Origin of the sequence: Shewanella spartinae, assembly GCF_019457555.1 — a bacterium.
GTDB classification, from domain to species: Bacteria; Pseudomonadota; Gammaproteobacteria; order Enterobacterales; family Shewanellaceae; genus Shewanella; species Shewanella loihica.
The window spans coordinates 562,358-585,326 of the sequence record NZ_CP080418.1; the positions used below are offsets into that span (position 1 = coordinate 562,358).

Consider the following 22,969-nt stretch of genomic DNA (forward strand, 5'->3'; position numbering starts at 1 on the left):
TTTCTTATGCCTTAAAACTGGTTGTGCATATCGTTTAAGGCGTTGTGCAGCAGGTCGTCGTCATGGGCACTGGCATGCTGATCGTCTCTGGGATCGTCGATATCCACAAGCGATGGATGAGGCTTCTCTTTCTCATGCTCCTCCAGCAGCGGGTTGTCGAACTGATCTGCCGGGGTCAGGGTGAGATCGTCGGCGTCGAAGTGCTCTGTGGCCATCAGCGGCGTCTCCAGATCAGGCTGAGGCTTAGTGTGACTCTCGACTTGCGCCAGATCCTGCTGACTCAGCCCCACCATCTGCAGGTAGTGGTCCACGGGGGCGAGCGCCGCAGCCGCCAGTGGGCGGGCGTCCGCCTCTGTATGAGAGGGTTCGGCGCCACTTGCCGCCAACTCATGGGGATGATTAACAGGCTTCTCATCTTGATCCGCCGCGCGTTGTGCATGCTTGTCCTCTGCCTCGCCTTCGCTTGCCTGAATGACGATGACCTGGGCGTCATCACTGGCCTCCTGGTTGTCATCCCATTGGGGAGTATCGTGCAGCTCAGGCGGCGGTGGCGGCGGGGCAGGGCTAGTGGTGACAGGGGTGACCGTCATATCTACCAACTGGGTCGATAGTTGGTTGTGACCACTGTGGCCGTGAACATAGGTGATATCCAAATTTACTTCCACATCCACATTGGAGGAGTGGCTGTCGTGATAGAGGATATGAAAGATATCGTGATGGGTTTCCGAGGTGGTTTCCCCCGCCCAGTGGGTGCCGCCGGCAGCCTTATCGCCAGGTGTTGGTGCCTGGTTATAGACATAATCCACATGGCCGGTATCTGGATCTATGGTGAGTGTGCCGTACTGACCCCTGAGGCTTAGGGTGGGGTGACCATGACCGTCATCGATCGCCCAGGCGCCCTTGGTGGGAGCGTTGGGGGTAAGCTGTTGCAGTAGCGGCGGCGCAATCAGATCGCCCGAGATGTGGGAGCCTATGGCGCCAGTCCCCGTCGGCGTAGGCGGCGTGAGGAAACTCATGCTGGGGATCGGGTTGGCGTGGTCGACCACATACAGGGGGCTGCTCATCTGGGCGTGGTTACCCGCCAGATCGCTGACCATGGCCTTGATCTCCAGGCTGCCGCCCGGCAAGGCATCGACCTCGGCGGCGCTTAGCTGAGTGCTCCAGCAACCGTTATGCACATTGGCATGGTATTGCTGCCCACCTATGGAGACGGTCACCCTCTGCCCCTCTTCGACATTAGTGACCGTGCCGCTGATGGTGAGGGCTTGGTGCTGCTCGCCGGCCTGTAACATGTTGTCGCCGGCGATGGGGTTCATGTCTATGCTGGCCTGGGTATCGACCCGGTATTGATGGCTCTCCGTGGCGCTTCCCTGGTTACCGGCAAGATCTGTGGTGGTCAGGGAGGCATTGATCTCATGGGCGCCGGCCAGCTCGCTGCCGGGCACCTGCACGCTGAAATTCCCCTGGTTGTCCACCTGTCCCTGATAGGTCTGTTGCCCTATGGCCAGGGTGATTACTGTACCGGCGGGCACCTCGCTGTTGACGCTGCCCGTGACCGCTATGCTTCTGCCTGCCTCGGCGGCATTGACCAGATTGTCTGGCGTGATGGCGTCGAGTCGTATCTGGGGGAGCGGCGCCTGATTATCCAGCTCAAAGTCGAGTTGGGTGTGGGGCGATGCGTGGCCGAAGGCGTCGGTCTGGCGCACCCACAATTGGTTGTGGCCCTGCACCGGATTAAATTGCGACTGCCAATGCTGACCGCCGTCGATCGAATATTCCACCCACATGCCGGCAAGCTGGCCACCTATGGTCAGGCTGGCGTCTGTGGTGATGCCATCGCTGCTGGACTGGCCGGTATCATGGGTCAGCGCCAGGGTGAGGGGCGGTATATTGGTGTTGAGGCTGAGCGGTAAGCCGTTAAATTGGCTGCTGCTGGCCGAGGCCTGATTGCCCGCTACATCTTGCCCGCGCGCGCTGATGGTGAGTTCGCCATCGGGCAGCGATGAGAGGTCGATATGCTCGAAATTAATATACTGATGATCGGGATGACTCACGCTGCCACCTATGGCGTCGTGATGTTGAGGGTCGATCACCAGGGGCTGACCGCCGCCACTGCTGCTGATCACCAGCTGAGTCAGCTCGCTATCCTTGGGCAGGTAGACCTGCACCACCAACTCGCCATGACCATTCAGTGAGGCGCTATGTACGGCTATGTCGGTCTGGGTGTCGAGTGTGAGCGCCAGCGGTGTGGACTGCACAGCTTGTTGACTGCCGGGGGCCTGGGCACTGGCGCTGATCTGATGGGCGCCCTCGCTCAGGCCGCTGAGTGCGACGCTGTAGTGTCCCTGAGCATCACTTAACACACTGGTGAGCTTGTTGCCTTGCTCATAGAGGGTGACCAAGGAGAAGGGAATGTCCGTCTGCCCTTCGACCACAGGGTGGGTGTCATGGGTGATTCCGTCGCTGTCGGAGACTCCGGTATCGCTGCCATGACTCAGTACTAGGGTGATGGCGTTGCCTATGGTCTGTGTCGGTGGCAGCTGTGGCTTAGTGTCCACCAGCTGTGATGGACTGGTGACTGTGGCATGCAATTGGGGTTGCAGGCCAGTGCCGGTTGGCATGGTGAGGCTAACCCTTGCATCGAAGCTGATAAATTTGGTCTCGCTGCCGCCATGGTTGTCACTGACCTGCACCTCGAAGGAGTCTGTGCCTTGGTACTGACCGCTGGCCTTGTCATAATGCATGCCGGCCACGCTCTGATTGAGGTGGTAGCTGTAGGCGCCTGTGTCTGGGTCGACAACCAGGGTGCCAAATTGTCCCGTTTGCCGGGCAACCGAGAAGCTGTGGCTGTCTTGGCTGTCGGGGTCTTGTACCGTGAGATGCCCAGTGGTGCTTGAGAGCTGCGCCACGCCTAGCTTGGGAGCATCGTTGGTGCCAGTTATCTTGATGACGATATCCTGCGCCGTGCCGTCTAAGGTATAGACTCTGTGGGTAACCAAGACCTCCTGATGTTCGCTCAGCTGTTGTAGTTTGGCGTTGTCGACGTCGTAGGTCCAGCTGCCGTCGGCGCCGATATGCAGGCTACCGCCGAAGGGATCGTCCACTTGTGTGGCCGTGCCCGCTTGGAAGGCCGCCTGTCCCGCGTCGGGATCCTGCACATTGAGCTGGCCCGAGATGGCTATCTGGTTGTGGGCGTCCGGGTGTTGATCTTCGACAAGCTCACCCCGGGTATCCCCCGAGACCTGGGCCTGGTCACTCACCGCTGCCAGTGTGGTGCTGGCACCTGTGTGAGTCACTCCGCCGTGGGCATCTTTGACGTCATAGGTAAAGTGTACCTCGCCGTTGTAGTCCTTCTCAGGGGTGAAGGTGAAGCTGCCGTCGGGGTTGGTGGTGATAGTTCCATGATCGGCCTGGAGATTGGCGACCGTGAGTTGGCCGGCGTCGTTGTCGTCGACATCTCTGGCGTGGGCTAGCAGCTGCGCCGGGGTGAGCCGCATCTGGGTATCTTCCTGACCGTCGCCGAGACGGACGGCAGAGCTGATCACCGGCTTATCGTTGGTGCCATGCACAGTCACGCTGATGGTTTGGCTGACACTGCTGTCGATGGAGGTGACGGTAAAGGTCTTATTGAATGATTCATTAGAGCCTAAGTGCTGCACATTAGCGTTGTCGATAGTGTATGACCAGCGTCCGGAAGCATTGATTTGGAAATGGCCACCCTCAGGCGTGTTGATGCTTTGTGGGATAAAGCCCGCCTGATCATGGTCTGGATCTATAGCCACTAGAGTGCCACTGCTATGGAGTTGATTGGTGGCATTACCCAGGGGAAGACGATCTTCATAAAGATGGTTCTCTAGGGTGGAATACTTACCGACTTCGATGCGCGCCTGGTTATCTTCGCCGATGATTTTGACCATGACGGTGAGGCGCTGGCCGTCGCTGGTGCGCACCTCGTAAGGCACCTCCATCGACTCGCCTTTGTGTAGACTGGCGACCTTGTCATCGGCGTGATGGATGTGGGCACCATCTAAATGGAATTCATAGTGACCATCGGGCCATACGGTGAGGTCCCCGGGAGCATAGCCTTGGCCGAGGTAGGTACCACTGAATGCAAAATGGGTCTGATCACCGCTGTCGGGGTCGAACAGCTGTAGCTGCCCCCGGTAGGTGACCTTCTGGCTATCGATCGCTTGTGTCTCCGTCATCTGGATCACGTTAGAAACCAGGGATGCCTTATCATCTGTGCCTTGTATGATCAGTTTGGCCGTCTGCTCAGTGCTGCCGCCGTGGCCATCTTCGACCCGATAGGAGAGGGTGATCGCCTGGTTTTGCCCCTTGGCAAGGTGCTCGAAGGCAGGATCTGTGGCATCGACCACCAGGCTGTGGCCATCCGGTGCCAGTGTTACGCCCGCCGGGAGTTGGCTCGAGGCTGGCTGGCCATCGACGCTGATGCTGAGGTGGCTGATGGATAAGCTATCGCCTTCCTTGTCGGTGGCTCCTTGAAGCAGATCTATCGCGCGTAGTTGGGGTTCGCCTTCCGTTATATGCTCTTCGAACGGCGACACATCCGGCGCGTCATTGACCGCCGCGAGCGTAGTTCTGGCCTGTGCGTGGGTTATACCACCGTGTGCGTCTTTGACGTCATAGGTAAAGTGTACCGCGCCGTTGTAGTCCTTCTCTGGCGTGAAGCTGAAGCTGCCGTCGGGGTTGGTGGTGATAGTTCCATGATCGGCCTGGAGATTGGCGACCGTGAGTTGGCCGGCGTCGTTGTCGTCGACATCTCTGGCGTGGGCTAGCAGCTGCGCCGGGGTGAGCCGCATCTGGGTATCTTCCTGGCCGGCTGGAAGTATCTGGGTGGCGCTAACCACGGGGGCATCGTTGGTGCCCTCTAGGGTGATCGTGATATCTTTACTTGTGCCATCGGCGCTGTAGACGCGATAGACGACCTGCTCAAACTGTCCCTTACCCAGGTGTTGGAGGGCGTTATTTGAGACTACGTACTGCCACACTCCATGCTTCTCGATATCCAGGCTGCCACCGAAGGGATCCGAGATTGCCTGGGCGTCGTGAGTCGCCCGAAAATAGCTCTCCCCCTTATCTGGATCATGAACGTCCAGGGACCCCGTGTAGTGCAGGGTATTGTGCGCATCGCCGGCAGGATAATAATCTTCCTTAAGGTTGCCCTTGTCTTCTCCCGTGATGACGGCGGCGTCGTCTTGTCCTGAGATCTTGATGGTGATCGTCTGCTCTGTGCCATCGACGCTATGCACCATCAGGGTTTCGCTGAGGTACTTGCCAGATTTGAGCCCTTGTATCGCGGGCTGGGAGTTGTCGGCTGTGTAGGTCCAGTGGCCGAGATCGTTAATAGTCAGAGTGCCATATTGGCCCTGCAGGCTGGTGGCAATGAACTGGTTTTGGCCGCTGTCGGCATCGGTGACCGTCAGCGCGCCATCGACTCTCAACTGCCCCTGATAGAGGTCTCTGTCCTCGGTCACGGCTCCCGTTGCGGCGCCACCAATGACGGCCTTGTCATCAGTGCCATTGATGGTGACTGTGACTTTCTGCTCGCTGCCATCGACACTGTGAACAAGCAGAGTTTCGGTGAGTGACTCGCCTGATTTGAGCCCCTGAATGGCAGTTTGAGAATTATCGGTGCTGTAGGTCCAGTGACCGAGATCGTTGATGCTGAGGGTGCCGTATTGGCCCTGCAAACTAGTGGCGAAAAATTGCGCCTCGCCATGATCGGCATCGGTCACCGTGAGCGCACCGTCCACTCTCAGTTGCCCTTGATAGAGGTCTCTGTCCTCGGTCACTGTGCCCGTTGACGTGCCGCCAATCACCGCCCTGTCGTCAGTACCATTTATGCTGACTGTGACTTTATGTTCGCTGCCGTCGATGCTATGAACAAACAGAGTCTCGGTGAGCGACTCGCCGGACTTGAGCCCTTGAATGGCAGCCTGTGAGTTGTCGGCTGTGTAGGTCCAGTGGCCGAGATCGTTGATGGTCAGGGTGCCGTATTGGCCCTGCAAGCTGGTGGCGGCGAATTGCGCCTCGCCATGATCTGCATCGGCGACCGTGAGCGCACCATCGACCCTTAGTTGGCCTTGATAGAGATCTTTGTCTTCAGTAACCGCCCCCATTGAAGCGCCACCAATGACCGCCTTGTCGTCCGTGCCATTGATGGTGACTGTGACCTTCTGCTCGCTGCCGTCAACGCTGTGAACAAACAGGGTCTCAATGAGTGACTCGCCGGACTTGAGTCCCTGAATGGCGGCCTGGGTGTTGTCGGCGGTGTAGGTCCAGTGGCCGAGATCGTTGATGCTGAGGGTGCCGTACTGGCCCTGCAGGCTGGTGGCGACAAATCGCGCCTCGCCATGATCGGCATCGGTGACCGTTAGCGCGCCATCGACCCTCAGCAGGCCTTGGTAGAGGTCTCTGTCCTCGGTCACGGCTCCCGTTGTGGTGCCGCCAATCACAGCTTTATCGTCTGTGCCATTGATGGTGACGGTCACCTTCTGCTCTGTGCCATCGACCGAGTGTACAAACAGAGTCTCGGTGAGTGACTCGCCGGATTTCAGCCCTTGTATCGTGGCCTGGGAGTTGTCTGCTGTGTAGGTCCAGTGGCCCAATTCATTGATGCTGAGGGTGCCGTATTGGCCTTGCAGGCTAGTGGCAACAAATTGCGCCTCGCCGTGGTCGGCATCTGTGACCGTCAGCGTCCCGTCCACTCTCAGTTGTCCCTGATAGAGGTCTCTATCTTCGGTTACGGCTCCCGTGGCCGCGCCGCCAATCACAGCCCTGTCGTCTGTGCCATTGATGGTGACGGTCACCTTCTGCGCTGTGCCATCGACCGAGTGCGCCTGTAAGGTTTCGGTGAGCGATTCGCCGGATTTGAGCCCCTGAATGGCGGTTTGAGCGTTGTCGGCTGTGTAAGTCCAGTGGCCGAGATCGTTGATGGTGAGGGTGCCGTATTGGCCTTGCAGGCTGGTGGCGATGAACTGGTTTTGGCCGCTGTCGGCATCGGTCACCGTCAGTGCACCGTCCACTCTCAGTAGGCCCTGATAGAGGTCTCTATCTTCGGTTACGGCTCCCGTGGCCGCGCCGCCAATCACAGCTTTATCGTCAGTGCCATTGATGGTGACGGTCACCTTCTGCGCTGTGCCATCAATTGAGTGAACAAACAGAGTCTCGGTGAGTGACTCGCCGGACTTGAGTCCCTGAATGGCGGCCTGGGTGTTGTCGGCGGTGTAGGTCCAGTGGCCGAGATCGTTGATGGTCAGTGTGCCGTACTGGCCCTGCAGGCTGGTGGCGACAAATCGCGCCTCGCCATGATCGGCATCGGTGACCGTTAGCGCGCCATCGACCCTCAGCAGGCCTTGGTAGAGGTCTCTGTCCTCGGTCACGGCTCCCGTTGTGGTGCCGCCAATCACAGCTTTATCGTCTGTGCCATTGATGGTGACGGTCACCTTCTGCTCTGTGCCATCGACCGAGTGTACAAACAGAGTCTCGGTGAGTGACTCGCCGGATTTCAGCCCTTGTATCGTGGCCTGGGAGTTGTCTGCTGTGTAGGTCCAGTGGCCCAATTCATTGATGCTGAGGGTGCCGTATTGGCCTTGCAGGCTAGTGGCAACAAATTGCGCCTCGCCGTGGTCGGCATCTGTGACCGTCAGCGTCCCGTCCACTCTCAGTTGTCCCTGATAGAGGTCTCTGTCTTCGGTCACGGTTCCCGTGGCGGCGCCAATCACCGCCCTGTCGTCTGTACCATTGATGGTGACCGTGACCTTCTGCGCTGTGCCATCGACCGAGTGTACAAACAGAGTCTCGGTGAGCGACTCGCCGGATTTGAGTCCTTGTATCGCGGACTGGGAGTTGTCGGCAGTGTAGGTCCAGTGCCCCAAATCATTGATGGTGAGTGTGCCGAATTGCCCTTGGTGTGTGGTAGCAATGAAGTGATTATCGCCGCCATCGGGATCGATAACCGTCAGTTGCCCCGATGTCTGTAGCTGTCCGGCGACCAGGTCTCTGTCTTCTGTCACCGAGCCGCTGGCCATGCCATGGATGATGGCTCGCTGATCTGCGCCGTGAACTTCTATTGTTACTATCTGGCTGACGGGTTGTCCCGAGCTGTCGGTTGCTGTGACTCTGAAGGTTTCCGTGGCCACCTGGCCTGCGTGTAGGGAGAGGGTGTTGGGGGAGCTATTATCGATCCGATACTGCCAGACACCTGTATCTGGGTCGATCACTAGCTCGCCATAGACGCCGGATGAGTGGGGGACGGCCCAATGGACGGCGTCTCCTGTGTCAGGATCTGTGGCGATCAATTGCCCCGACACCTTATCAACCGAGCCCAGCTCGTTGAGGCTGGCGTGATGAACACCGGAGATCACCGGCAGATCGTTGCTTCCCTCGACGGCGACGCATATGATGCTGCTGACTCTGTTGCCCAAATTGTCAGTGGCCGTAATGGTAAAGGTTTCATTGTGGTGCTCGCCTTCGAACAGGGCATTGGTCTTGGCATCGAAGTTGTTGAGATGATAGTGCCACTCACCTGTGCTGGGATTGAGCACAAGATCGCCATATTGCCCCTTGCTGGTCTCTACCGTCCAGGTGACGGTATCCTTGGTGTCGCCGCTGGCCGCGAGTTTGCCCGATACCGTATCGATAACACTATTTTCTTTAATCGTTTGAAAATCTTGTTGACTATCAATATGTAACGGATTTTCATGCGTGCCAGTGCCAGTGCCAGTGCCAGTGCCAGTGCCAGTGCCAGTGCCAGTGCCAGTGCCAGTGCCAGTGCCAGTGCCAGTGCCAGTGCCAGTGCCAGTGCCAGTGCCAGTGCCAGTGCCAGTGCCAGTGCCAGTGCCAGTGCCAGTGCCAGTGCCAGTGCCAGTGCCAGTGCCAGTGCCAGTGCCAGTGCCAGTGCCAGTGCCAGTGCCAGTGCCAGTGCCAGTACTCGTTCCTGTCAGCGAGACCTGAGGGTCGGTAGTGGGGCGGTCAGTTGTTGGGTGCTGAGTGCCTGTTTGCTGAGTGCCAGGCTGCTGTGTCGAGCCTGTGCTCGGTTGTGGTGGCTTATGAGCTTGTGTCTCGCTGCTCGTCAGGGTCACCTGAAAGGCGGGTGGCGTGCCGCCTGAGGTGAGGGCGTGAGCAAGAGGCGTCAGGTTTGGGGTCTGGGCTGTGCCTTTTTCGAAGCCGCTAAACTCCTCTATTCCCGTTGTCTGCGCTGCGCGGTGGGCCAGCTTATTATGCGGCTGCGCCGCATTTGCTTGTGCTTCTGGCGCTTGAGCTTCCTGTGGCTGGGCTTCTTGTGGCTGAACCTCTTGGGACTGACTTTGATGAGACTGGCTTTGCTGTGACTGCGCCGCTGACGCCATCTTATCGTCTAATTCTGTTGAGCTTGGTGCTTGCTCTCCCTGAGCCATTGGGCCCTGATCTGCACTATTTGCCAGATCTGCGTCTAGTTGCTCTAGCTCTGTTTGTGGCTCTGCGCCTGCGCTGGCGGCCGTGTGCCAAGGCTTATCTGCCACCAGATCTTGATTGAAGCGGCTCGTCGTCTTGCCATCGCGATACTCTTCGGCCTTGAGCTGTTCGACCGCGTTGTCCTGCGCCCTGGCGAGACGTTTCGCCTCGCGCTCACGTCGCTGAGCCTCTGTTAACGGCTCCGGCTCGCTCGCCGGCTGCGAATTGGTTTGCGGCTTAGCCTGATTCCTAGCCTGACTAGATTCGTCCTGAGGCGGCGTGTTGGGGCGCTTATCTTGGCTCATGGCGTTCTCCTAACGTTCACCAAAGGCTTCGGTCACATTGGTAAATACCGGCTTCCACAGGTACTGGAAGACGGTCTTGTCGCCTGTCACTATGTCGGCTTCTCCCGTCATGCCGGGGATCAACGCCAGCTTGTCGGGTTGGTCGCCGAAGTAGGGCTTGTCGATGGCGATCTGTACCTTGTAGAAGACGCCACCCTTCTCGTCGGCGTCCGTGCTGGGGGAGATCTTCTTCACTAGCCCATCGATGGCGCCGTAGCGGCTGTAGTCGAAGGCATCTATCTTGATGCGGGCCTTCTGTCCGACGGTGACGAAGCCTATGTCTCTTGGGGACAGCTTGGCTTCCAGCAGCGCAGTGGGTGTGGTTGGGACGATCACCGCCACGGTACCGCCCGGCTGGATCACGCTATCCGCCGAGTTGTTGGGGATAGATTGAATGATGCCATCTACAGGTGAGGTGACCCGGTTCTGCTGCACCAGGGAGTCAGAGGATTTGAGCCGGGCAACTATGCCCAGCAGTTCGGCCTGGGCGTCGGTGCGTTTCTCACCCACCTCGTTGAAGAGGCTCGCCTGCTTCTGGGCCAGTTGTTTCTCTTGATTGTCTATGTTGCGTTGCAGCACGCTGCGACGCCCCTCCAGCACCTTGAGCTCACGGATATAGGCGTCGAGCTTCTGTTGTGACTCCAGCATTCTAAGCTTAGAAACTGCCTGTTGTTCCTTGACCGAGTTCATCATCTTGAGGGTCTGTTCTACCGAGCGGATCTGATCCTTGAGCGGGGTGATCTCCTGCTCGACACTGGCCAGCTCAGCCTCAGACTTTGCCACGTCAGATTCGGACAGGGCGATGATCGCCTGCTTCTCCTGATTCATACGTGCCAGGGCGTTGATGTGTTGAGCCACCAGGGCGGGGAAGCCGAGCTGATAGGCGTTGAAGTCGGGCTCGCGCTCCTCGAGGAAGGCGGTGTATCTCTCTATTTTCAGCTCCAGGTTGGCCTGCTTGCTTTGTAGCTCCTCCTTCAGCGCCTGGCTGTCGGTGGCGACAAAGTTAGCGATAAGGTCGCCCTTCTGGACCAGATCTCCCTCGGCGACGGCGATCGATGCCAGGGTGCCGCCGGTCTGGCTCTGGATCACTTGCCTGTGCCCCAGAGGCACCACCTGGCCCTTGGCCTTGGCGATCTCCTCAATGTTGGTGAAGATAGACCAGATCAGCAGAATGAAGACGGCCGTGGCGATAAAGAAGGTGATGCGGCGAATGGCGCGCTTCTCGGCGGGCGCCTCGACGGCCTCGGTAAATTCGTGTTCAGGCCATGAACGCTGAGTGAGTTGGCTGTCATTCATTTTGTGAGGCCTCCATGCTGGGGGTTGAGTCCTGGTTGGTTGCACCTTGTGTCGTCACACCGTCTTGGTTAGGCAGAGGCCCTGCGTAGACCACTGTGCCCTTGTCGAGGATCACCACCTTGTCGGCCTGTTGAATCAGTGCCTGATCGTGAGTGGTGAATAGTATGGTGGTCTTGCCCTTGAGGTGCCTGAGGGTCTGGATAAAGGCCTGTCTGGCAAAGGGATTGCGATTGGCTATCGGCTCATCCATCACCAGCAGGGGGGAGCCTTTCAACAGGGCCCTTGCCAGGCTGATATAGCTGCTTTCCACTGCCGAGAACATGCTGGTGCCGCGGGAGAAGAGGTTGGCATCTATGTCTTGTTTTAGCGCCTGCAGCAGCGATGCGCCGCCGGCATCTTTGAGGGCCTGCTTAAGCTCTTCGTCACTGGCCTCTGGCTTGGCCAGGCGCAGGTTGTCCGCCAGGGTGCCGGGTAAGATCTCGCTGTTGGTGGGGCTGTAGGCGGCCCACTGACGGAAGATCTCAGGGTCGAACTGTTTCAGATTTTTGCCATTGACTGTGACGAAGCCCGCCTGGGGCTCGATAACTCCGATGGCGGTGAGCAGCAGCGAGGTCTTGCCGCTGCCGTTGGGGCCTATGATGGCCACCGTCTCGCCGGCTTCGATGTCGAGGGTGACCCCGGAGAGGGCGGGCTCGCTGTCGGCGCTGTATCTCAGGGTTACATGCTTAAAGGAGAGCACCGGTGTCTGGTTGAGATTTGGCGAGTCGAGCCTGAGCTCATTGAACTCTGTGGTCACGCCCATGAAACGGTCGAACTGATCGACGGCGCCCTTGAGCAGGGTAAACTTCTGCCGCGAGGCGAAGGCCAGCTGCGCCGGGCCTGTGATCCGCCAGATCAACATGACGCAGGCGATCAGCGCCCCCGGGGTGATGCTCTGGTTGAGCACCAGGAAGATGCCGGTAAACACTGTGGCTAGGGCGGTAAACAGCCCCATGGCATGGGCCACCGCCGCGTTGAGTCCCGCACGTTTGCTGTAGAGAAAGTTCTGCCGGCAATGTTCCCGGGCGCGGCGCATAAATTGCTCGTACCAGGCGCCACTCTCGCCGGCGCTCTTAAGTGGTAGCAGATGAGTCGAGAGCTCGTTGAGGCTGTTCTGATATTCGCCGCTGATGGTGGGCGCCGCGGCCTGGGTATACTTGTCCAGCGCCTTCATCACCAGATAGAAGAGCAGCAACATGGCCAGCGGCACCAACACCAAAACACCACTCAACAGGGTGATGGCGACCAGAGCTATGAGGGTAAAGGGCAGATCGATGAGACCGGCGCCGCCAGGACCGGCCACCAGGCTGCGTACCTTCTCGGCGTTGCGCATCCTGGCGATATGGCTGGAGAGGCCGACGCGTGAGAGCAGGCTAAGGGGCATGCTCAGCAGGCGGTTGAAGGTGATGCCGGAAAGATCCCTTGCGAAGCGATTGCTAACATTGGCCAGCGCCTGTGCCCTAAGCAGTCGACTGGCGACAAAAATTCCCAAGGCAAGGGCCGCACCCAGGGCTATGCTGGGCAGGATCTGAGGCGCCTGGCCGCCGATGACCCTGTCGTACACCGCCATGGTAAAGAGGGGAATGGCGAGGCCACTCAGGCTGGATAGCAGACTCAGCCAGAAGATGGGGCGATACCAGGGCCTGAGCTTGGCGAGATGGGAGGCGAACACGCTGCTGCTTCGGCTCTGGGCCGGCAGGCTCTCCACCAGAAACACGTGGCCGGCGCCCGGCAGCTTGTCGAGGGTGAGCCATTGATTATCTTGGCTTAAGTATTGAAAACTGTGGTTGCTGCGCCGCGCCACCATAGGCTCGCCATCCTGAGGCAGCAAGATGAAGGGGTAGACGCTGTGGACCAGGAGGTTAGCATCCAGTGCCTGCACCTTGATACCGACATGATGCTTCTTCAGCAGAATATAGGCTTCGAGATGGGTGAGCCTGTCGTGGAGATCGCTCTTGTCGATGTTGCTGGCCTGCACGCTAAGGCCCAGCTGATGGAACAGGGCGATCAGCAGCGACTTGGGCAGATGTATCGGATCCAGGTGCTGACTCATGGGCGCGCTCCTCCTTGACCTTGGCCTTGACCTTGGCCTTTAGCTTGACCAGCCAGCTCACCATGCTCGCCGAGTGCGATCTGCATGTCGCTCAGCGCCGCGACCTCATCGAAATAGGAGGCGATGACAACCGTCATCTGCCCGCGCCGTTCCATTAACACCTGTAGCAGGCGAGCCTGGGAGTCGGCATCCAGTGAGACCATGGGCTCATCCAGCAATAGGATAGAGGGGGACTGCGCCAGGGCCCGCACCAGGGCGATCAGCTTGATTGCACCCTTGTTGAGCACCTGATTCTCATTGCTGCCCACCTGGGTCTGATAACCGGCTGGCAGCTGCGCCAGGGTGGCCGATAGGCCGAGTTGGTCTGCGATCAGCATGGCGCTGGCCTCACGCTCGCGGCGAAACAGCGTCATGTTCTCCAAGATGGAGCCGCTGAAGAGGCTGGCCCAGGGGGGGACATAGCAGATGGATTGACGGTACTCGAAACCGTCGTGATCCTGCTGCGGCACGCCAGCGATGGCGATCTGCCCGCTATCCACCTGGTGATAGGCGCCAATGGTACTCAGCAGGAGGCTGGCATGGGTCATGGGGTTGGAGGTAACGGTAACTATGCTGCCCGCAGGGATGGTCAGGCTGATGTTGTCGAGCCGGGCGCTGGTCTTCTCGGCGCTGACGCTCTCGAAGCTAATGGGGCCGAGGGGCAGTTGCTGTTGATAGCGGGTCTGGCCGTTAAAGGTCTCCTGAGGCGTTGCAATCAAGGTATTGACCTGATCCATCGCCTCCTTGGCACTGACGTATTTGGCCCTAAGGCTGCCGATGGCGCTTAAGGGGGCGACGGCGCGACCGGCTAGGATGGAGCAGGCCGCCAAGCCACCTGTGGTCAGGTTACCGTTGAGCACCTCGAAACAGCCTATCATCACCAGGCACAAGGTGGTGGCCTGGGCGGTGCCCTGTATCAGCTCCTGTAGTTTCGCCGAAAGCCAGTCGACCTCCTCCTGCTGAGCGAGGCGCTGATGATTGATCTTTTTATAGGCGTAGGTCATGCGGGACTCGAGGGCCATCGCCTTGGTGGTAGTGAGGCCTGAGAGCACCAGCATCAAGAGGCGGGTGCGCTCATCCTGGCTCAGGCTCAGCTCCTTGGTGGCGAGAGAGAGCTTCTGCCCCAGCTGCCACACCCTCACGCCGGCGATCAGCCAGACGACTAAGGGGATAAACACCAGCGGCCCGCCTATGTAGGCTACCAGGGCGAGGAAGATGATCACGAAGGGGAAATCCATCAGCGCCACGGCCGCCTGGCCGGAGTAGATGTCGCGCATGGCCGCTATGCTGTGGATGCCGTGGGAGATCTTGCCCGCGCCGAGATTCTCTATTTGGTGGTAATCGGCATTGAGCAGACGCTTCACCACCTGGGTGATGGTATGCAGCTCATAGTTGGCCGCCGAGGCGCCGAGCAGCCAGCTACGGGCGTACCTGAGGATCAGTTCCAGCAGGATGGCGATAGCGACTCCAATCACGAGTACCGTTGCCGTCCCGTGTGCCTCGTTGGGCAAGATACGATCGTAGATCTGTAACATAGTAAAAGGCAGGGCGAGTGAAAGCAGATTGATAAACACAGAGGTGAGGAGCAGTTCGTTGAACGACTGATTCTGTGCGAGCAAACGAAAGGTTTTAACCATCTATGCCGTCCCTTGGAATAATTGGTGATTAAACAAGAGTGTAGTTCAATGTTGCTAGGACTAAAGCTAGCAGCTAAGACAAGGGTTAGATATAAGACAAATTTCTATACTTTTGATTTAGCTGCAAAGCTTGTCTCGTCATCCTTTCGAGCGGATTGGTTGACTAAAAGGGGGGGTCGATGGGCAAAAAAAAGAGGCCTGGTAGACCAGACCTCTTTGCTGCAGGGAGATGACGAAAGGGGATTACAATTTACTTGGCGTGTTTAGCGCCTTTCTTGTTCTTCATTGGGTCGCCTTCGTAACCTAAGGCTTGCCAATCTAAACGTGTGCCCTTGTTGTGGCAGTCGTTACACTTGAGCGCCTGATCTTTTGGCGAAACCATGTGGTTAATACGCCACCACATCTCGGTTTCGGCAAAGCCATGCTCACCACTGTACTTGATGCCTTGCTGGGCCAGTGCCTGGTTAGCCTCCATGCCGAGCTTGGCGGCCTTATCCCAGTCGAACTCTTTCCAGTAACCGCCCTTGCCATAGACTTTGGCGGTAACGAAAATGTTCTGCTTCTTGTCGTAGATCTGCTTGCCGCGATGCACCTTGAATGGGTAGATCTTGGCGGTCTTGTCTGTGATATCACCCAGTGGTGCAGTCAACTTAGTGACCTTGGATGGATCCATCTTGTCACCCACCATGTAGGCATCGGCCTTGCCGTTGTACCAGGCGTATTCAGGCTTGACCATCTTGCCCCAGACGAAGCTGCCTTTCTTCTTCATGAAGGTGTGCTTGCCATACTCGTCTACGGTTTCCTCTTGATCGCTACCAGCGGTAGACCAGTCCCAGCTCATCTTGGTGGGTTCGTTACGGGCGAAGAAAGGAATGTGACAGGTCTGACAGGCGACACTGGCCGTATGGGTGTTGAGGCGCTTGTTGGCGTGTGGCGCGCTATCGTGGCAGTTTTCACAGCCGATATCGTTCTCACCGCCTGGCGATACGCCCATGGCATTACCTGTGATCTGGTGTTGCTGTGTGGTGTGACAGGTTTGGCACTGGAAGTCATTGCCATCGCTGTCCATGTGCACGTCGGTAGCCTTGTCGGGATAGGCCATGGAGGAGTCTAGATCCCCATGCTTCACCGCGTCGCCGCCGCCACCGTAGAAGTGGCAAGAACCACAGTTGTCACGTACCGGCATGCCGACATTTTGCGCCACACGTTCCAGGTTGACCTTAGCCAAGGCCTCACCGGCTCCGGCAGGGTCTTTAACATAGGTACCTGTGGTGTCGTGACATACCAGGCAGTCGACCTTAGTCATGTCGCTAAAGTCGAAGTTGTTGTCTTTCCAGCCATAGCCGGCGTGACAGCTGGTACATCTGGGTTCGTTGCCGGCAATCGAGGTACAGAAGTTGTTGATGGCGTTCTTCTTCCCCCGTTTAACTGTGCGTCCGGGCAGCTTCTGCTCCAGTTCCCAGGTCCAGTGAGACGACTTCATAAAGTCTTTGGCGTGATCTTCATGGCATTCGATGCACTGCTCGGTCACCTGAGAGCCCTGGGTAAAGGGTCCCTGAATGGCTTCCTTATGCGGGTTTTCGGCGATGGCATTGAGGCTGGCCAAGCCGAAGATCCCTGCAGCAAACATCGCCGTGAGAGAATGTGTGTGTTTCATTGTCTGTTCCCTACCCCCGGCCTAAGCCGGGGGAGATAGCTTAGTTAGAAGTTGACGACGAGTGAGGCGTTGATGTCATAGGCGGTATCGACTACTGGCAACATAGAGAAGGCAGAGCCAGCGATCACGTCATCCACCTTCTGCGGTGCGCCCACAGGGGTGCCGCTGCCGGTGTATTCGTAGTCGTAGTAAAGGCCGGCGAGTTTGATGAACATTCTTGGGTTGATATCAAACATATAGTAGGCCTCGGCCACATGACCACGGGTAGCCAGCTTGCTGCCGATAGGATCGTCTTGTGCCTGAGTAAATGGGGTCCAGTACTTGGAGCCATAGTTATACTCGAGACCGAATTTTCCGTATGGCGCCGGGATCTGAATACCTACATAGATACCGTAACCATCTTTGGTGTCGTTCTCATCGGCGACGCTTGGCATCATGATGATCTCGCTGCCGTCGGCATTGAGCTGTGCTTCAAATACCGCGTCGCTGAGCATGCCACCAAACATTCCGGCATTACCGTTGCCTTCGGCGCGGGTCCAACCGAAAGAGGCGAAGGCTTTGAAGTCTTCATCGCTCTCGTAGGCGTAACCTATGCCGCCCAGGTACATGTCGCCGATCACGCCGCTAGGCTGTACTCGGGTCTGGAAGTTGAAGTTGCTGAACTTCTGCATGTCCTGGTACATGGTCGGTGCGAAGATGCCGGCTAGCTGTGTTGGGAAGGCCATGGTGCCCTTGAAGCCATCGTTGATATCTTTGGCGCCAAAAAGAGTGAACTGCAGGAAGTGGTTACCGTCGTTGATGGCATCTATGTTAAAGCCGCCCAGGTGGGTGTCTTTGGTGACGATATCGCCAAACATCTCACCATTGCCCCACTGTGACTCGAAGCCCTGGCCATAACAGAAACGCACCACCTGACCTTCGATGCCGGTGAGCTCACCCAACTTGTAACCTAGGGTGGCGCCGTCGAAGTTGAAGTTAACCAGGTGACCCGATGGCGTACCGCCGCGTTTCTCGTTTTCACGATATTGGGTTGGTGGGCCATAGGTAGATGGACGACGACCGATAGAGAGGTAGGTGTTGCTGCCACCTATGTTCTTCCAGTCGAAGTAGGCGCGTTCGACCCTGAGCCAGTCGCCGCTGGTGTTACCACTGTTGGTGCCGTCCATGGTGAAGGAGCGCCATGAGTCGAACACCTGAACACCTGTGGAGTCACCCCAGTTTTTGTACATGCTGAGACGGCCGGCGAAGCTGACGTTATCCCATACCTTGGCCTTGAGGTTGAGTCGCAGACGCGTGGTGTAGAAGATGTCGTTGTTGATGTCTTGGGTGGTCTTAGGAGCCAGCACGTAAGGCATCACACCTTGTAGCATGCCGCTCTGGAAGGCGGCGGCAAGATCCGGGTTGGCAGCCATCATCTGTCCCAGGGGGGAGTTGGGATCGTTAGGCATACCAAAGGCACCAGACATGGCTTTAGCCCCAAAATCATTGAAGTCCACCTTGATTGCAGGGTTCCAGGTGACATTTTGGTAGTGCAATGAATGGGCCTTGGTACGGAAATCGCCGGTGATCTCTAATCGGTCGAGAGCTGTGTGGCGCTCGTTCTTATCGACGCGGCTGTTGATCTGATCGATCTCTTCGGTGAGATCGGCAAGTTATTGTTTAAGTTCGGCTATTTTTTGCGCATCGCTATCGGCGGCATAGACTGAGCCTGACATAGCCAGGGCGTTAGCGATCAATATAGACAGTAGAGTACGCATGTGAATCTCTCCTTAGGCGCTCATCGGGAGCGGTGAATGAGCGCTTCGATTACGAAAGCTGTGGTTAACCGCAAGTCTGTGGCTGATCTGAGTCGGCCGCGTGGTCGTATAAGAACTGCTGGATATCCAGGCGTTCTTTGTCGGAGAGCTTTTTAAATACGTCTGGTTGGGCGCTGTGCATGTCGCGCTTGAAGAAGCGATCCCACTGGCTCATGGTCTTGCTCATGGGCGTGAGTTCACCGGCGGCATCGCCCTTGCTGTGGCAGGCTTTGCACTCTTTTTTATAAAGGTGTTTCCCTTTCTTAGGGTTACCACCGTCGACGGCGTAGACTTGTCCGCCTACGGTGAAGGCGAGGAGTAAGCATGTAGCTATTTTGGCAACGTTTTTCATCATCATTTTCCTTAATCGCTACTCTGAGCGATTTATTAACCTGAAACAAAATGCTTGTTTCTTGTTGGAAAATTTACCAAAAGGGGTTAGTTGTAAATTTGATGTTGATCACCTTCATGAAAAAAATCTAATTGATAAAAATATCATGGATAAAAATCTAATGAATATTTGATAATGCAATGAAATTTAATGGTTTTTGTTCTTAAGGTTTTGCTGTCTTGTGATCTTGCTCTCGGGGAGAAACCACCTAGTTAGATCACACTTTATTATTTCAGCTCTCTCTAAATAGGTATTTTTGCTTGTTTTTGTATTGCAAACGGGCCTGTTTTAACGGGCTGGGTGGCGAACCGAATCGGCAGGTTTCTCTGGCAATGGGAAGGGGCGGCAAAATGATTTAAAAAAAAGTGTCTGATCGAGCTGTTTTGAGAGCACTTTTTAGCCGTCTTAGTCTATCTTTAAAGACGACTCGGGTAGATTCTCGAGCGAGAACAAAAATAATGAACGGGGTGAATGAGATGAAATACCTTAGCTTGGTCATCGCAGTGTTATTGTCTGGTAGTGCCTCACTGGCATCTGCCGCCTCCCTCTACAACGAGGCCCGTAGTGATGCCATGGGCGGAACCGGGGTCGCGGCCTCTAACCGCGAAGGTGCCGCCTTTATCAACCCCGCTCTGTTAGCCATTCATGCCCCCAAGTATTCCGGCGGCGCCGTGATGTTGCCCGTGCTGGGTGCCGAGGCTGCCAATATCGATAATCTGACCGACAAATTCGACGCCCTGCAGGCCTCCTATGACGGTCTGGAGGCGGCCATCAATGCCAGCGACGTCACTGGGATCACCAATTACCGCGACATGCTGGTCGCCGATCTCAAGTCCCTTGATGGTGAGAATGCCTATGGCAGCGTGGGGCTAGGTTTCTCCGTGGTTTTACCGACCAAGCGCATGCCTATGTCGATCTTTTACAAGACCTATATCGATGCGGTGAGCGTGGCGGTGATCGAGGACAGCGACATAGACGCCCTGACTAATCTCGATCCTAACAATCCGCCTGCCGTCACCGATCTGGATTCGCAGGGGGCCGTGGTCGCCGGTGCCATCTCTGATCTTGGTGTGGCCCTCAGCTTCCCGCTGTCGATCGTCAACATGCCGGTCGCCGTCGGTATCTCGCCCAAGCTGCAGCGCATCGACACCTATAACTATGTGGTCAGCGCCAACAACTTTGACGCCGATGATTTCGACGACAACAAGTACCGCAACGATGATACCGTGGCAAACCTGGATATTGGCGTGGCCATTCAGCCACTCGAACGCATGACCATAGGCCTGTCGGGACGTAACCTGGTGAGCCAGAAACTGGACACCGTCGAGGCGATGGGACGCAAGTTTACCTACCGTGTCGAGGCCCTCTATACCTTAGGTGTGGCCTATGATTGGGATAACTTCAGCCTGACGACAGATGTGGATCTTAATGGTCATAAGCGATTCGATGAGATAGGCGAGACCCAGTATTGGCGCCTGGGCGGCGAGATGAGGGCGACCGATTGGCTGGCCCTGCGTGTCGGCTATCGCCACGACATGAAAGATACCAGCAGTAATCTCTATACCCTGGGCACGGGCTTTACCATAGGCCGCTCCTTTAATCTGGATCTCACCGGTCTGGTGGGCACAGATGACGCCGTGGGCGGGGTGATTCAGACCTCCTATCATTTCTAGGATAGGTTTTTTAGAAACAAGAAGGCCGGCTATGATGCCGGCCTTCTTTTGAGCCTAGGTGTTAGAGCAGGGCACTTAAGGACTTGGCGGCCAGCAAGATGGCGCTCAGGCTACAGAGCACCAGCGTCATGATGCGGGTCTTATTCTTGTCTATGCGTCCCACCAGGCGATTGGCCATCAGGTAACCCAGCAGCACAGAGGGGAGCAGCAGCGCCGAGCAGTAGAAGTGATGCAGGGTCAGTAGACCCGTAAGCCCCAGGATCACTATGGCGATGGTGGAGCTGAAGATGAAGAAGGCCGACAGGGCCGCGCGAAACTGCTTGGCATCTTTACCCGAGAGCAGTATGGCCAGCGGTGGTCCGCCGATAGCGGCGATGTTGCCGAAGATCCCCGAGATCACCCCGGCGATAAACAGGCTGCGGCGGTTGACCACTAAGTTGAGCCGCATCAGGCTCAGCAGTACGGCGATGGCCACGATGATGGCGATAGTCATGCCGAGCACGTCCTGGGGGGCGACCATGAGCAGGCCGGCGCCGATCAGTCCGCCGGGGATGCGTCCCAGCAAGGCATATTGCAGGCCGTTGAATTCCAGGGCGCCACGCTCGCGGATCAGGGTCAGCAGGGCGATAGAGAAGCCCATCAGGATCACCGGCGCAGGCACCAGAGACGGTTCGATAAGGTAGAGCAGAGGCGCGGCGACGACTGCCATGCCGAAACCGATCAGGCTCTGGGTGAGGGCGCCGACGAAGACGATAAGCGAGGCTAGCGCCAGAATATGGGGATCGAGCGGAAGTGCAGGCACTGCAATGTTCCAGGCTAAGGTTGAAAACTAAAAGAGGGACCGCCTAGCGATCCCTCTATCGATTCGTGTGTGAGTGGATCACTCCATCTCTTCCCACTCTATGCCCATCTCGGTCATCAGACGTTTGACTTCGGCTGGGATGCTATCTGGCTTGTCTTTAGACAGGTCATCGTCTTGGGGGAGTGGTTGACCGGTGTAGGCGTGCAGGAAGGCCTCGCACAGCAGCTCGCTGTTAGTGGCGTGACGCAAGTTGTTGACCTGGCGCCGGGTGCGTTCGTCGGTTAACACCTTAAGCACCTTAAGAGGAATAGAGACAGTGATCTTCTTTACCTGCTCATTCTTCTTACCATGTTCAGCATAGGGGCTGATATAATCGCCATTCCACTCAGTCATTGACTCACCTGTAAATTCTAAAATTCGGTGCAGATTTTAAACCCTTACAAATTACAGTCAAATTATTGCCTCGAATTTTTGGCAAATGCAAATAGATTTCTAAATGTTTGGACGTCTAAACGTCCAAAAGTTGTTGACGCCCACTACCGGCTTAGGTACATTTAGACGTCCAGACATCTCTTTTGTCCGAGGTGCCTGCCCAGATCCATATTGAGGAGTTGAAGATGACAGCGCGTAAACTAGCCACCGCCGCCGTACGACGAGGCATAGAGTCAGACACTCAGCACGGTGCCGTGGTGCCGCCTATCTATCTGTCGACAAACTACTCGTTTGAAGGGCATCAACAGCCGCGGGCGTTCGATTACAGCCGTTCCGGTAATCCGACCCGCTCCATTCTCGGCGATGCGATTGCCGAACTGGAACAAGGGGCGACCGGCGTGGTGACCTGCACCGGCATGGCCGCCATCACCCTGGTGACCAGCCTGTTAGGCCCAGAGGATCTGCTGGTGGTGCCCCACGATTGCTATGGCGGCAGCTATCGTCTCTTCACCAACCTGGCCAAGAAGGGCGCCTTTAGGCTCCTGGTGGTGGATCAAACCGATGAGCGTGCGCTTGAGCAGGCGCTGACCCAGTCACCCAAGGTGGTGTGGCTGGAGACCCCCTCTAACCCGCTGCTGCGAGTAGTCGATATCGAGGCCATCGCTCAGGCGAGCCATAAGGTGGGCGCTCAGGTGGTGGTGGACAACACCTTCCTCTCTCCTGTGTTACAACAGCCGCTGTTGCTGGGGGCCGATATCGTGGTGCACTCCACCACCAAATATATCAATGGTCACAGCGATGTGGTGGGCGGCGCCGTGGTGGCCAAAGACCCTGAGGTGGGCGAGCTGCTGCACTGGTGGTCGAACACCCTAGGTCTCACCGGGTCAGCCTTCGACAGCTACCTGACCCTGAGGGGGCTGAGAACCCTGGCGGTGCGCATTCGTGAACACCAAGCCAACGCTCAGAAGGTATTGGCACTGCTTTGTGACCACAAGGCGGTGGAAAAAGTGTATTATCCGGGGCTTGCCGAGCATCCAGGCCATGAAATTGCGGCCAGACAGCAGAAGGGCTTCGGCGCTATGCTGAGTTTTGAATTAAAAGGTGGCGAATCGGCACTCGTTGCCTTTTTAGATGCGTTACAATACTTCTCGGTAGCCGAGAGTCTGGGAGGCGTAGAGAGTCTGGTGGCGGTCCCCGCGACCATGACCCACAGAGCCATGGACCCGGAGGCGCGCCGTGAGGCGGGCGTGAAAGATACCCTGATCCGTTTGTCAGTGGGCATAGAAGATGGCGAGGATCTGGTGGCAGATATTCTTGCGGGTTTAGAAGCGGCTATCGCGGTAAGTAGTTAAAG

The 22,969-nt window shown here is 57.1% G+C and carries 10 protein-coding genes and 1 pseudogene; 2 read left to right on the top strand and 9 right to left on the bottom strand.

The window, feature by feature from the left end; all coding sequences use genetic code 11:
• Positions 1-11: 11 nt before the first annotated feature.
• The 7 genes and pseudogenes from K0I31_RS02580 to K0I31_RS02610 form a co-directional block, all read right to left on the bottom strand.
• Complete coding sequence (locus K0I31_RS02580; protein WP_220079800.1) at positions 12-9,761, bottom strand: VCBS domain-containing protein; 9,750 nt, start codon at positions 9,759-9,761, stop codon at positions 12-14.
• Positions 9,762-9,770: 9 nt separating this feature from the next.
• Positions 9,771-11,096: an HlyD family type I secretion periplasmic adaptor subunit gene (locus K0I31_RS02585; protein ID WP_220079801.1), complete on the bottom strand. Its 1,326-nt coding sequence runs from the start codon at positions 11,094-11,096 to the stop codon at positions 9,771-9,773.
• Positions 11,089-13,188 carry a peptidase domain-containing ABC transporter gene (locus K0I31_RS02590; protein WP_220079802.1) on the bottom strand — a complete coding sequence of 700 codons (2,100 nt, stop codon included), beginning with the start codon at positions 13,186-13,188 and terminating at the stop codon, positions 11,089-11,091. Before K0I31_RS02590 ends, K0I31_RS02585 begins: the two co-directional genes overlap by 8 nt.
• Positions 13,185-14,864, bottom strand: a complete 1,680-nt coding sequence (locus K0I31_RS02595; protein ID WP_220079803.1) for an ABC transporter transmembrane domain-containing protein — start codon at positions 14,862-14,864, stop codon at positions 13,185-13,187. Before K0I31_RS02595 ends, K0I31_RS02590 begins: the two co-directional genes overlap by 4 nt.
• A 250-nt stretch (positions 14,865-15,114) precedes the next feature.
• A complete protein-coding gene (locus K0I31_RS02600) occupies positions 15,115-16,521 on the bottom strand; it encodes a tetrathionate reductase family octaheme c-type cytochrome (protein WP_220079804.1) in 1,407 nt (468 codons plus the stop codon).
• Positions 16,522-16,565: 44 nt separating this feature from the next.
• A pseudogene (locus K0I31_RS02605) lies at positions 16,566-18,278 on the bottom strand (DUF3373 domain-containing protein).
• Positions 18,279-18,342: 64 nt separating this feature from the next.
• A complete protein-coding gene (locus K0I31_RS02610; RefSeq protein WP_220045201.1) occupies positions 18,343-18,672 on the bottom strand; it encodes a c-type cytochrome in 330 nt (109 codons plus the stop codon).
• A 512-nt stretch (positions 18,673-19,184) separates the two neighbouring features.
• Between K0I31_RS02610 and K0I31_RS02615 the strand changes: the two genes are divergently transcribed.
• Positions 19,185-20,381 (top strand): conjugal transfer protein TraF, encoded by a 1,197-nt coding sequence (locus tag K0I31_RS02615; RefSeq protein WP_011864323.1) that lies wholly within the window; start codon positions 19,185-19,187, stop codon positions 20,379-20,381.
• Positions 20,382-20,442: 61 nt separating this feature from the next.
• Here the strand turns inward: K0I31_RS02615 and K0I31_RS02620 are convergent, their stop codons facing one another.
• Positions 20,443-21,183, bottom strand: coding sequence for a sulfite exporter TauE/SafE family protein (locus K0I31_RS02620; protein WP_011864324.1), 741 nt, complete (start codon positions 21,181-21,183; stop codon positions 20,443-20,445).
• 78 nt (positions 21,184-21,261) lie between these two features.
• Entirely contained in the window at positions 21,262-21,576 is a 315-nt protein-coding gene (gene metJ / locus K0I31_RS02625) for a met regulon transcriptional regulator MetJ (RefSeq protein WP_011864325.1), read from the bottom strand.
• Between the two features lie 224 nt (positions 21,577-21,800).
• Here metJ and metB point away from each other — a divergent pair, with 224 nt between their 5' ends.
• Positions 21,801-22,967, top strand: coding sequence for a cystathionine gamma-synthase (gene metB, locus K0I31_RS02630; protein WP_220079805.1), 1,167 nt, complete (start codon positions 21,801-21,803; stop codon positions 22,965-22,967).
• Positions 22,968-22,969: the final 2 nt, after the last annotated feature.